The 12,474-nt window shown below is 63.3% G+C and carries 12 protein-coding genes; 9 read left to right on the forward strand and 3 right to left on the reverse strand.

Features of this window, described 5'->3' with window-relative positions; genetic code table 11:
- The first annotated feature begins 323 nt into the window (after positions 1 to 323).
- The 3 genes from GY769_25330 to GY769_25340 all read left to right on the forward strand — a co-directional run bounded on the left by GY769_25330 (position 324) and on the right by GY769_25340 (position 3,028).
- On the forward strand, positions 324 to 1,022 hold the full coding sequence (locus GY769_25330) for a TetR/AcrR family transcriptional regulator (protein MCP4205247.1): 699 nt from the start codon (positions 324 to 326) through the stop codon (positions 1,020 to 1,022).
- Positions 1,023 to 1,127: 105 nt separating this feature from the next.
- Positions 1,128 to 2,390 carry a hypothetical protein gene (locus GY769_25335; GenBank protein ID MCP4205248.1) on the forward strand — a complete coding sequence of 421 codons (1,263 nt, stop codon included), beginning with the start codon at positions 1,128 to 1,130 and terminating at the stop codon, positions 2,388 to 2,390.
- On the forward strand, positions 2,387 to 3,028 hold the full coding sequence (locus GY769_25340) for a porin family protein (protein MCP4205249.1): 642 nt from the start codon (positions 2,387 to 2,389) through the stop codon (positions 3,026 to 3,028). The genes GY769_25335 and GY769_25340 overlap by 4 nt, the downstream gene beginning before the upstream one ends.
- Positions 3,029 to 3,233: 205 nt before the next feature.
- Here the strand turns inward: GY769_25340 and GY769_25345 are convergent, their stop codons facing one another.
- Entirely contained in the window at positions 3,234 to 6,281 is a 3,048-nt protein-coding gene (locus tag GY769_25345) for a TonB-dependent receptor (GenBank protein ID MCP4205250.1), read from the reverse strand.
- Positions 6,282 to 6,844: 563 nt separating this feature from the next.
- Between GY769_25345 and GY769_25350 the strand changes: the two genes are divergently transcribed.
- From GY769_25350 to GY769_25365, 4 genes are read left to right on the forward strand one after another with little or no spacing between them, the layout of a single operon-like run.
- Entirely contained in the window at positions 6,845 to 7,525 is a 681-nt protein-coding gene (locus GY769_25350) for a metalloregulator ArsR/SmtB family transcription factor (protein MCP4205251.1), read from the forward strand.
- Complete coding sequence (locus tag GY769_25355; GenBank protein ID MCP4205252.1) at positions 7,522 to 8,397, forward strand: sterol desaturase family protein; 876 nt, start codon at positions 7,522 to 7,524, stop codon at positions 8,395 to 8,397. Before GY769_25350 ends, GY769_25355 begins: the two co-directional genes overlap by 4 nt.
- On the forward strand, positions 8,394 to 8,747 hold the full coding sequence (locus GY769_25360) for a hypothetical protein (protein MCP4205253.1): 354 nt from the start codon (positions 8,394 to 8,396) through the stop codon (positions 8,745 to 8,747). Before GY769_25355 ends, GY769_25360 begins: the two co-directional genes overlap by 4 nt.
- Positions 8,748 to 8,758: 11 nt before the next feature.
- Complete coding sequence (locus GY769_25365) at positions 8,759 to 9,937, forward strand: hypothetical protein (GenBank protein MCP4205254.1); 1,179 nt, start codon at positions 8,759 to 8,761, stop codon at positions 9,935 to 9,937.
- A gap of 32 nt (positions 9,938 to 9,969) precedes the next feature.
- Here GY769_25365 and GY769_25370 read toward each other — a convergent pair whose 3' ends face one another.
- The gene (locus GY769_25370) at positions 9,970 to 10,581 is read right to left on the reverse strand and encodes a TetR/AcrR family transcriptional regulator (protein MCP4205255.1); all 612 of its coding nucleotides are present in this window, start codon (positions 10,579 to 10,581) and stop codon (positions 9,970 to 9,972) included.
- Between the two features lie 174 nt (positions 10,582 to 10,755).
- Positions 10,756 to 11,412, reverse strand: coding sequence for a hypothetical protein (locus GY769_25375; protein ID MCP4205256.1), 657 nt, complete (start codon positions 11,410 to 11,412; stop codon positions 10,756 to 10,758).
- 322 nt (positions 11,413 to 11,734) lie between these two features.
- On the opposite strand from GY769_25375, the gene GY769_25380 reads away from it, so the two are divergent.
- Both GY769_25380 and GY769_25385 read left to right on the forward strand, forming a co-directional pair.
- Positions 11,735 to 12,151, forward strand: coding sequence for a transcriptional repressor (locus tag GY769_25380; GenBank protein ID MCP4205257.1), 417 nt, complete (start codon positions 11,735 to 11,737; stop codon positions 12,149 to 12,151).
- 105 nt (positions 12,152 to 12,256) lie between these two features.
- A partial coding sequence (locus GY769_25385; protein MCP4205258.1) for a hypothetical protein occupies positions 12,257 to 12,474 on the forward strand: 218 nt, incomplete at its 3' end.

Genomic DNA, 12,474 nt, shown 5'->3' on the forward strand with positions numbered 1-12,474 from the left:
ATCGGCGGGCACGGCCCCGAGGATGGCGCGCGAGTACTTGCCCTCCTGCTTCATGTCTGCGATCAGGGACTCGGCAATGGAATTGGACATCTTCCGCTCTCCTTAAAGGTTGGTGGATCCTACTTACGCCCTAGTTGCGCCTAGTGTACCCAGGCCAGGAGTCACTGTCAACACCTTCGAGCTAATCGTTCGCCGGTTGTTCGACGGCTGCTCCCGCTCAAACGAGATCCACCCTGTTGACTTTGCTCTATTCCCTTCTGAAACCTCCGAAGAGGTCTTCCGTATTATTGACTGATTGAGTCATTCACTTTATGATCCCACTCATGGTTCGCGCCCGCCCCCAAGATTTCATGGACCGCCTGATCGCGGCCGGCCTCGAGGTGTTTGGCACCAAGGGCTTCAGTTCGAGTCGGATGTCGGACGTGGCACGAGTCCTGGAGGTCTCTCAGGGAACCCTCTACAACTATGTAGAAAGTAAGGAAGCCCTGTTCGGCCTTCTGATCGAGCGCGGGGCCGACCCCGAGCCGGTCGAGCTCCCCAGCGACCTGCCGGTCCCCGCGGTCGCGACCGAGGAGCTCGCCGCGCGCCTCGATCGCCAGCTTCATCGCACGTTTGCACTTCCCGCACTCGAGCAGGCGCTCACCAAGGACGCGGCCGACGACCCACGCAGCGAGCTGGCTGAGATCCTCGGGGAGTTTTGGGAGACGACCGCAGCTACCAGAGGACATGCCGACGCACTCGAGCGATCGATGCCCGATCTGCCCCGAGAGGTCCAGCTCGTCTTCTTCCGGTTTCGCCGTGGGCTCTTCGAAAGGTACACCCGGTACGTAGCCTCGAGAGTAGGTTCGGACCAGTTTCGAGACGCCGGCTCGCCGGTCGTATCGGCGAGGTTCCTGATCGAGAACGTCACGCTCTTCGCAAGGCACTGTCACCGCGACCCCGACCCAGAGACGCTGCCGGACAGCGAGACTGTCCGAACGAATGTCGTGGGCCTGCTCCTGAACAGCCTGGTGGCCGCGTAGGCCGCATCGAAAGCGTCTTACTGGACCCGAGGAGACACAAACGGGAAAGACACGACTAATAAATGACTGGCTCCGTCAGTCAATTTACAACAAAGGCATCCGGCCATGAGATTCACCGCCCTTCTACTACTCCACCTGATCGCCGCCCTCTCGTGCGGCGCAACACCGGTCGCCGAGAGCTCGTCGAAGATCTCCTCGGGCCAGGAGCTTCTGCGAAGCCGAGTCGACTCCGACGAGGCAACCGAGTATCTGGCCTGGCTTCTCCGGCGGCCCCCATCGAGGGATAGGGACCCCGCCCCGGCCCTCCCGACAGAGCTCGCTCGGCTCGATCGCCGCGCGGTCTCCTCGATCCTCGCCCGCGAGGAGCTTCAGGAGGTCACCCGGCGCCACTCCGTCGATCTCGCAACACTTCTCTTGGCACGGTCGGTTCTCGCCAACCCGGAGAACGCAGAGCTTGACGCGATCTATGCCCGCGAGCTGGCGAAACTGCGAAAACGACAGACAGTCGCACGTGCCAACCGGACCAGCAAACCGACCGTACTGTTCGTACCCGGCTTCCTCTATCTGAGCCACCCGGAGACGGGCGGCGATTTCGCCGTCCCGCGAAGCCAACTGACTGAGATGGGAGTCTCCAATCGACTGATCGAGACCGACGAAGCCGGCTCGGTCGAGAGCAACGCCAGACAGATCGCGGCAACTCTTCGCGAGCTTCGAGACGAGCGCATCCTCATCGTGAGTGCCAGCAAGGGGGGTCCGGAGGTCGCCCTTGCCCTCGGCCGGCTACTCGAGCGCGAGGAAGCGCGACCGGTCGTTGCGTGGATCAACATCGGCGGTTTGCTGGGTGGCAGCCCGCTCGCCGACCGGGCGCTGCGGCCCTCGCGGTGGTGGTTGGTCAAGGTGGCCCTTTGGTGGAACAACCTGAAACCGGATGGAGTCCGGAGCCTGCGCACGCTCGAGTCACGACAGCGGCTCGCCGACCTCAGCCTGCCTCCGGACCTACCGATCATCAACGTGGTGCCTGTGCCCCTGAGTGGCGACGTCTCGAGGCAAGCCAAGGGCGGCTACCGCAAGCTGCGGCGCCTGGAACCGAACGACGGTCTCGCCCTTCTCACCGATCAGATCCTCCCGGGCTCTCGGACCCTGCTTCTGCTGGGCGACGACCACTTCCTAACCCGCCAGGATTCCCGCGCCCTGACGCTCGCCCTGCTCAGCACCGCTCGTCATGTGATCGAGGCTCGGGCAACCGACAGACAGTTTCTGAACCCAGCACCGAACCCGCACCGATCGAGCCGGTTCGTTGACGAATCCCCAAAACACACTTCACCGCCGGCTTCGACAGGCCGGCAACCCTACTGGATAAAGAAATGACCACAAACAAGACTCTCGGAATCGCTGTCTTCCTGATAACAGTCTCCACCACCGCCTCGTTCCCAGCCGAAATTCCGCACCGGTGGTACGCCGGCGGCAGCTACGGGGCCTCCTCCCTCCACCACGGCGTCGAAGACCTTTCCGACGGCTCGATCCGCGACGCCACCGTCGACAATTCAGACACCGGCTGGAAGCTCTTCGGCGGTCGCCGACTGGGTCGACACCTCTCGATCGAGCTCGGCTACGTCGACCTCAACAACGATGTCGACGGTGAAACGACCCTCTTCGTGTCCTCGGACGGTTCGGGCACCCGACTTAGCGAAGGACCGGTGAGCATCGATCTGGACGAGCCGCACGCGGCCGTGGCTGCAATCGTCGGCACCCTGCCGCTGACAAGGCGCGCCATCTTCTTGGCCAAGGCCGGCGCAACTGCATGGAAAGCGGATCTGACCACGATCAACCAGTTCGGAAACTCAACCCGCTCGGAGTCCGGCACCGATGCCACCTTGGGGATCGGCCTCCAATACCGCGCAGCGAACCGCACCGAGATTCGAGTCGAGTGGGAGAGATATTTCGATGTCGCCGGCGATGACATCGACCTTGCTTCGCTCGGAGTGCTGGTCGGCCTTGGAGGTTGAGGCCTTGACAGGTCGGGGCCCCAATACCCAGCCACTATTCGTCTGCCAAACCGGTCTTGAAAGCACCGACGCATTTCGGATCCATCCGCATCTTCTGCTTGAGCAGGGGTGTGCCATTACGAGCCGGCGGTGAGGATGCCGCCAAGAAGAACGGCGAGGACCGTTTCGGCCCTCGCCATTTAGCGCCTTGCCGGCAAGTCGGCTGTTAGAAGATGAACTTGACGCCGAAGCGGATTTCACGCGGAGCCTGGAACACTTCGTTCAGGCCGAAGCGCGGATCGAGCTGGACGTCGTTGTCGGCGATCACCTGATCGGCCTCGAAACCGGCGAAGAACTCTTCCTCCGAAAGCGGCAGATCCTCCGCGGTCGTCTGGACGTTCCAGACCACCAGTGGGGTGTCTTCGTCGAAGAGGTTGAGCACGTTCATGTTCAGCTCGAGCGCGTACCTGTCGAACTCGAACTGGTGTGCCAGGTAGAGGTCGGTCTGGGTGAGCGTCGGCGTGCGTCCTTCGGAGCCACGCCCATCGGGGTAGAAGGGCAGGCCGGGAGCGACGTTGAGCTCACGCGACACCGGGGTACCGCTGCCCAGGTACTGGTTCACGCCGAGCGAGGTGCCCGTGTTGAACCGGTACAGCCCCTGAGCCTTGAACTGGTGCGGCCGGTCGGTGGCGAGTTTGCCGAAAACCGGATTGCCGTTCTGATCGAAGCTCTGCTGCAGGGCGTCGAAGTAACGGTTGACGTTGGGCGCTCTGCGACCGATGCCGAAATTGGCGGTGTCGGGCGCATAGCCGCTCACCTCATCCGAGCTCGCCAGGCCGGCATAGTTACCTTCGAGCTCGCTGTAGAGGTAGCTCGCGTGCAGTGACCAGTTGTCCGAGAAGCGCTTGGTGAGCTCGAGCTCGAGGCCGTCGTAATCGCGCACGGCCTTCGGCTGGCTGGGGAAGTCGGGACCCAAGATGTCGCGGCCGACGCCTTCACCGGGGTTGGCGATGTAGAAGACCTCGCCGACACCGGGCACCAGGACGCCGATGTCCTCGATCGTCCGCCGGAGCTCCTTGTGGACGTAGCGGAACCCTGCCGACATGTTGCGACCTAGCTCGCGCTCGAGTCCGAGCGTGTACTCGCGCGACTCCATGGGCTTCAGATTCGGATCGATCGTCGGGTCATCGGGATCGTTCGACGGATGACGCCGGTCGACCGCCTCGATCAGCTGCCCGGCCCCGCAAACGGGGTTGTCGCTGAGCGTGTTGGTCTCCAAGACGCAGGCGGCGGACTCATTCAGACCGATATCGAAGTTGTCGAAGGTGAAGAAGAAGTCGACCCACTTGTCGCCTCCGAACGAGCCGCGCGGCATCTCGAGCTTGGTGATGTCATAGAACACACCGTAGCTGCCGTAGGCCTTCCACACGCCGTCACCCTTGACGTCGTAGGCGAAGCCCAGACGAGGCGCCAGCTTGTCGTCGAAATCGAAGTCGATGGCGGTCTCGGGAACCCCTGTGATCGCCTCCGGTCCGGCAAAGGACGGCACCTTCTCCGATTCCGCACGCAGGCCGAGGTTGAGGGTCAACCGGTCGTTGACCGCCCAGCTGTCCTGCATGAACAGAGCGAGGTTCTCACTCTCGACGTCGCCTTGCGTGGCAATCTGAAGCACGCGGAAGTAACCGTACTCACCGCGCACCTGCTCGCCGGTGGTCGTCGTGTAGCTGCGATCCCAGTAGTAGAGGATGCGCGGAGCCTGATAGCCGTCGAGCACCAGGTTCGAGATCTCGTTGTACTGCAGCCCCGCCTTGAAGCGATGGTCGCCCAGCGCCTCGGCGAAGTAGGAGCCCTCGAGCGCGGCACTCCTGCGACGGAAGACGTCGAAGGCGGTACCGTCGTTGGTCGAGATGTTGCTCCAGCCGGGCGGGTTGCAGAGGTTGGACGGCAGCTCGGGGAACGCCTCGCAGGCGTTGGCGCCGAGCGTCGAGTAGTTCTGCCTGAGGTCGGTGGGAACGCCGATCTCGCGCAGGTCGTACTCGAACAGGCCGCCGCGAACGCTGAACATCAGGTTCGAGGTCGGCAGATAGTCGAGGTAGCCCGAGAAGGACTGGTTCTCTCTGTCCTCGTCGATGTTGTAGTTGGCGTCCGGGTTCTCGCGGCCGTTGCGCCCGGGGTAGATATTGTCCTCTTCGTAGGGGCTGAAGTTGCCGCCCACCTTGAACAGGGCCTTGGAGCCGATGTTGCCGCTGACGTTGAAAGTGGCGAAGTCGAAACGCCGGTCCTGGCTGAAAGTTTTGACCTCACCGGTGGTGAATTCGATGGTGCGGTCGGAGTTGATCTCCTGCGGCTGATAGCTGGCGAAGAACCAGACCTTGTCTCGGACGATCGGTCCGCCCAGCGAGAAACCGGGCTCGAGCTGATCGAAGCTGTCCTTCGGATAGGTCACGTGCTCGGCGATGTCCGGGTCGTCGACGTTGAGCTGCAGGGTCGGACGCCCATCGCCCGCGAACGAGTCCGAGGTGTACAGTGCGCGCACGTCGCCCTTGAACTCGTTGCCGCCGCTCTTGGTGACGACGTTCAGAACGCCGCCGGTCGAGCCGCCGTATTCGGCCGCGTAGCCACTGGCCTTCACCTGCACTTCCTCGACGAAGTCAGTGATCAGGTCTTTGGCGGAAGTGCCGATCTGCAGGTCGGTGGTGTCGATTCCGTCGATGATGAAACGGTTTTCGGCGCCGCTGGAACCGGTGATCTGGATGCCACCTGCCGAATTCTCGGCGGCAGCGTGGGTGGTGTAGGCCGCGATCGAGGTGAAGTCCCGTCCCTTGGGCAGCACTTCGATCATCTCCGCGCTCAGGCTGGTGGCCGTCGCGCTCTGCCGAACGTCGATCAGGGGCGACTCACCGGTTACCGTGATGGCTTCGGTGATGGCGCCGGGCTCGAGCTTGAACTCGATACTCAGCACCGCGCCCAGGCCGAGATCGACGTCGCTGGCTCCGGAGGGCGCGAACCCCTCGAGTATCGCGACCACGTTGTAGACGCCAGGGGGAAGGGCCGGAAAGCGGAAGAAACCGCGGCCGTTGGTGACCGCGACTGCCGTACCGACCAGGTTCGGGCTCGTCGCCTCGACGGAGGCGCCCGGCAGGATCTCGCCCTGAAAATCCCGCACCACACCCTCGATGCTACCCGTCTGCTCCTGCGCGAGGGCCGGCATCGAGAGCAGCAACAGAGCCGCGGCCGCAATGCCGAGACAGCTCTTGCTGAATCTGGAACTCATTTTCTTACCTCCAGTTGATGTGTGTCCTCCCGACGGTCGATCCGCCAAAGAGGAGTGAGAAGCTTCCAACTCTCTGGGGGCCGGGGCTCGAGAGGAACGGCGTGCCGCTCCGGGTCAAGCAACCGGTTCGGACTGAGGTAGTTTCAGTAGTTCTCGTCCGTTCATGTCAGAACCAATAACGCAAGTCGGATGCCATGAACACGGAACGTCTTGGACCCATAAACAGTTGAAAAATAGGGCTTTATTTTACTTGCCTCATCAGAAACAGCTACACCGGAAGCGCGTGCGAGATTCAAGAGAGTGCATCGTCCGAGTCCCGCGGATTTTTCTCTGCTGCAGTGCGGTAAGACGGCGTGTTGCGGCTTGGCTTTCTTGCCTCTGCTGCGGACCCGACGCGGTTCAAGAATCGGTATCGGTCGATGCAGGAAAATGCACTTTTGTTGAACGCCGTGAAAGGCCTCCTTCACGTGCTTCCTTTACTGGCACTGAAGCTGTGCTTTGACATGAGAGTCGCTGACGTTCATGATCAACTTATCCGTTGAATAGTTGAGAAAGGCCAGCAAATGACTCTCTCCAACCGCCAGTACAAAGACGCCATCTACGACCAGCTCGCCAGGTTGGGGAAGGCCGTGGCCAGCCCGACCCGTCTGGAGCTCCTCGACCTCCTGTGCCAGGGGCCGCGGACGGTCGAATCCTTGGCTCGTCAAGCCGGCCAGAGCGTCGCCAACACGTCCAAGAACCTGCGCCTGCTACACGGCGCCCGCCTGGTCGAGACCGAGAGGCGGGGCACCTACGTGACCTACCGCCTGGCGGGCGATGAAGTCTGCGATCTGTTCCGCACTTTGCGAGAGCTCGCCGAGCTGCGTCTCACCGAGGTCGAGGCGATTACGCGAGACTTCCTCGAGTCGCGAGAGACCCTCGAGCCGGTCGATCGCGAAGAGCTGATCCGCCGAGTTCGCGACGGCGAGGCGCTGGTTCTCGATGTCAGGCCGCGTGAGGAATACGAAACCGCGCACATCGCGGGGGCTCTCTCGGCACCACTTTCCGAACTCGAGGGCCTCCTCGCGGAGTTGCCCCGGGACAAGCAGATCGTCGCCTACTGCCGGGGCCCCTACTGCGTCATGTCGATTGACGCGGTACGTCTTCTCCGCAAGGAAGGCTTCGAGGCCGCGCGGCTCGAGGACGGGGTCCCCGACTGGCGCGCCCACGGGCTCGAGGTCGAAGCCGCTGGAGCCCAGTCGTGACGGACTGGCTCCTTTCGCACGAGCCCGCCCTCCGGCTGGGCTCGTTCACTGCGGTCTTCGCGATCATGGCGTTGTGGGAGCTCATCGCCGAACGCCGTGACCTCGGTCAGTCGCGTTCTAAGCGCTGGTTCGCCAATCTCGGCATCTCGGTTGTCGACTCGCTTCTGGTGCGCCTTCTCTTCCCGGCCGCAGCCGTGGGTCTCGCTCTTGTCGCCGAGAGCGAGGGCTGGGGGCTCCTCCACCGGATCGATCTCCCCTTCGCCCTCGCCGTTATCGCGTCCGTGATTCTCCTCGATCTCGCCATCTACCTGCAGCACGTCATGTTCCACGCGGTGCCCGTACTCTGGCGCCTCCACATGGTCCACCATTCGGATCAGGACTTCGATCTGACCACCGGAATCCGCTTCCACCCGGTCGAGATCGTCCTCTCCATCGTCATCAAGTTCGCGGTCATCGCGGCCCTCGGCCCACCGCCCGCCGCGGTCTTTCTCTTTGCGGTGCTGCTCAACGCAACCTCCATGTTCAATCACGGCAACGTCCGTCTCCCGATCGGGTTCGACCGCTGGCTGCGCTGGATCCTCGTCACTCCCGATATGCATCGCGTCCACCACTCGGTCGAGATCGACGAAAGCAACAGCAACTTCGGCTTCAACCTACCGTGGTGGGATCGGCTCTTCGGCACCTACCGCGCCCAGCCTCGAGCCGGCCATGAGGGGATGCAGCTCGGCGTCGAGCAGCTCGAACAACCCGAACCGCGAGGTCTTCTCGGCCTGCTCGTCCTGCCCTTCACCGGGGGCACAGGTCGCTACGCCATCGGCGAACGCAACGCCACCGAGTCCTCCAGCACGGCGGAAAGGAGCGGAAGCTCGTGAGCACAACCCTTTTCATTCTCAACGATCCTCCGTACGGAACCGAGCGTTCCTACAACGGCCTGCGACTCGCGGGCTCGGTGGCCAAGCAGGCGGACCAACAGGTGCGCGTGTTCTTGATCGGCGACGCCGCCTCGTGCGCCAAACGAGGGCAAGCCGTGCCCAAGGGCTACTACAACATCGAGGTCATGCTGCGGGCGGTCACTCGCCGCGGTGGCGAAGTCGGAGTGTGCGGAACCTGCATGAAAGCTCGTGGCGTCGCGGACGGCGAGCTGGCCGAAGGGACCCGGCGCAGCACTCTCGACGAGCTGTCGGAGTGGACCCGATCGGCCGATCGGGTCCTGGTGTTCTGAGAGAGAACCCCATGAGCTCGTTCACAATCCGACTCGCATCAGCCGCCCTTCTCGCGGGATTTCTCTCGAGCTCGGCCGCCGCCGTCGAGGTCTTTCGTAAAGACGAACTGAGCCTCGACCTCGGTTTCTGGACCCAGGGGTGGTACCAGAACATCTCGGACGACAATCCCGAGAGCGGTGCCGGGGACTCCAGCGACTTTCTCCTGCGGCGCGTCTACTTCTCGATCCGAGGCACCGTCAATCCACAGCTGGGCTTCTTCGCGCACATTGCCGGCGATCGCCTGGGCCAGGAAGGACTCCCGGGCAACTCCGGCGTGGGCCTCGGCTCGGGACTCGCCCTGCGCGACGGGTGGATCAACTTGAAGCTCCACGACGATGACCTGATACTCCAGATGGGTCGTATGTACGTGCCCTTCACCCGCAACTACGGAACCACCTCCACCAAGGGGCTCCTGAACCTGGAGCTCGACTGGGCACAAGGCGGCTACCGCGGCAGCATCTTCTATCCCAGCATCGTCGGCCGCGACGACTCCCTGACCCTTTGGGGGAACGTTCTCGAGGACAAACTGCAGTACCGGCTGATGGTCGGCCAGGGCGTGAGCGGCGCATCGAGGAACCCCGGCGGCGATCTGCGACTCGCCGGGCGTCTCGTCTACAGCTTCTTCGAGCCGGAGACCTCCTGGTTCAACTCGGGTACCTATCGCGGCAGCAAACGAGTGCTTTCTTTGGGCATCGGCCGGGATGGCCAGTCGGATCTCGTCCTCGGGGGAAAACGCGAAAACTACAGCGCGTGGACCCTCGACCTCCTCTACGAAGAACCCTCGACACGCGGCAGCCTCACCCTCGAGACCTCCTACATCTCCGTCGACAACAGCGCTAACGCGATCGCCAACACCGCGCTTCGGCCGGGCGATGACGGAGCCATCCTGGCGATCAAGGCGGGGTATCTGATTCGACGCTCGGAGGATTCCGCCGCGCTCCAACCGTTTGCCCACTTCCAGTCCATCAGTCCCGACGAGCCCGGCCTGTGGGATACCCGCATCTACGGCCTGGGCGCGAACTACTACCTCCATGGCGCCGCCAACAAGCTGACGCTCGAGACCACCTGGGTCGACCAGCAGCGACTCCAACCGGGAGCCGCCCACCTCGACGGTCTTCTCATCACTCTCCAGGTCGCTGCGGGCATCTGAAGGGATTGCGACCCACGCGGAAGTTCGGCCGACTATTTGCGCCCCACCAGGAAATCCGTGATCCAGGCAGCCTCGGCTTCCGCCTCGGGTGGCTCAGCCTCCTCCAACCGATGGAGGAGAATTGCGTTGATCCCCTCGGTCATGAAGAGAGCCAGCTTTGTCGGGTCGACGCTCCCCAGGTGACCGGCCTTGACGGCTTCAGCGAGGAGTTCCGTCAGCCGTCGCATGTAGGTCTGAAACTGGCTGATCGTCGGCCGCTCCAGGCGGGAACCCTCAGCGATATCGCTCCCCGCATAGCGGACCGCGACGTAGAGGCGGAAGAAATCCCGGTGAGAGTCAACGAACTCGAGCTGCGCCTGGACGAGAGCCCGGATCTTGTCGGCGAACTGCAGCTCTTGGGCAAACACCGCCTCCAGCCGTTCCAGGATCTCCGAAAAGGTCGCTTCCGCCGCCTTCTGCAAGAGGTCGGCCCGGCTCTCGAAATACAGGTAGAGGGTACCCTTGGCGACTCCTGCCTCCTCGGCGATCGCCTGCATCGTCGCTCCGGCGAGGCCCTTTTCGGCGATCACGCGGACCGCCGCCGCCTCGATCGCCTGGGTCCGGAACTCCTGAACGACTTGTTCTTTCGTCTTGTCAACGGGCATGTCTTGATCGAGCGTTCGTCAGTTTGACTGCCCGGTCAGTGTATTGAGACGGCGTGCCCCGTGTCAACGACGCCCCAGAGCTCTACCCGCGTCCAGCACAACCGCGACGGGGCACCGGCCCTATCGGAGGCCATCCGGGAGACGACGGGGTGACGCGGGCAGACACGTCGTCTGTCACCAGCGGTAGCCGAAGCCGACTCCAACCGCCGTGTGATCGAAGTCGAGGTCGAAGCGATCACCGTTGCCGTTCGTGCCGTCGAGATTCGTCTCGACGTACCGGACGCTGGGGCACACTCGCCAACCACGCTCGCCAACCGGTATGTCGACTCCGAGAATCGCACCCCAGCCGAAATCGCCGCCGATCCTGTCGTGGTGAAAGCCGACGTCGGCGCGATCGGTGAAGGCCAGAAACGGCCCGAAAAAGAAGTCGGCCGGATGGTCCGGCGTCAAGTGGATGTCCGGACCCACGATGAGGGTGTAGTAGCTCGATGTGCCGGCGCCGACCACGGCGCCATCCCGAACTCGGACGCCGACGAGACTCGAGGTCGCCAGGACGCCTACCTCCAGACCGAGACGGGGCGATAGCCGGCACTCGCCAGCGACGCTGACACCGACATCTCGCATCTCGACCCCTCTTACCGTCCTCCCATCGTCGTAACCGACCACGAAGCCGCCGCTGTTGGTCGAGTCAATCCACGTGGGGCTGACGCGCAACACCCAACCGCGCGCGCTGTCCTCCTGCGCCGCCTCGCCGGCACCGGGCCCAGCGGTCAGAAAGGCGATCGCGAGAAACGAGACGGAGAGATTCCTCAGAGACACTCTTGTTCGCATTTTCTTGCCTCCTCGAGCAAGGGCGACGAACCGCGCAGGTCTTCCCCGCGTTGCCCCTCGCCTGGGTTGAAGTCCGGAATCTCCGGATGACTTGCACTCCTGTTGGTCTCTTCGGTCATAATTCTGACTTTCAACTCCTTCTACTGACCGCAGGGTCATTCTACAAGTCTCCACGACCGGATGTCAAGAGCCGGTTCCCCGTGCTGATCTTGCGCGGCGATTGCGGACCCGAGCCGCACTCGGGGGAACTGGACTCGACAAAGTTCTTGACAGAGTCCAGAACTGGATACATACTGCGGCGGTGTCCGAAGACTCAGCCGATCTGCTCCGCCGACACGGTGTCCAGGTCACGGCCCAGCGCCTGGCCGTTCTGGCGGCGGTGTCGGGTCGACCGCACGGCACGGCGGACGACGTCGCCAAGGTCGTACGGGACGAGATCGGCGTCATCTCGCGCCAGGCGGTGTACGACGCCCTCGGCATCCTGGCCGATAAGAGGCTCATCCGACGCATCCAGCCGGCCGGGTCGCCGGCGCGCTACGAGGACCGGGTCGGCGACAACCACCACCACTTGATTTGCCGCACTTGCGGCCGTATGGTCGATGTCGACTGCGCAGTCGGTGACGCGCCGTGCCTGACCGCCGCCGCCGACTCGGGCTACGAGATCGACGAGGCAGAGGTCATCTATTGGGGCCGCTGCCCCGAATGTCTTGCCCAGGACCCGACTCCGGTCGGGGATTGAAGCGGAGACCGGCCCCGTCTCACACGTCCCACACAGGCGCAACGACAGCGATACCGACCGAGCAACTCGAAACGAACAGACCTGCCAAAGATAAGGAGAACCAACATGTCAGACGATGCAAGCAAATGCCCAGTGACGGGCGGATCTCATTCACGCGGCGCCGTGGCGAACCAGCGCTGGTGGCCGAACCAGCTGGGTCGGAAGATGCTCCAGCAGAACCCTCCCTCGGGCGAGCCAGTGGGCGGGGAGTGCGAGTACGCGGAGGAGTTCAAGAAGCTCGGCGTGGAGGCGCTGAAGAAGGACCTCCGTGCGTGGAGGACCGA

This window comes from bacterium (assembly GCA_024224155.1).
GTDB lineage: Bacteria > Acidobacteriota > Thermoanaerobaculia > Multivoradales > JAHEKO01 > CALZIK01.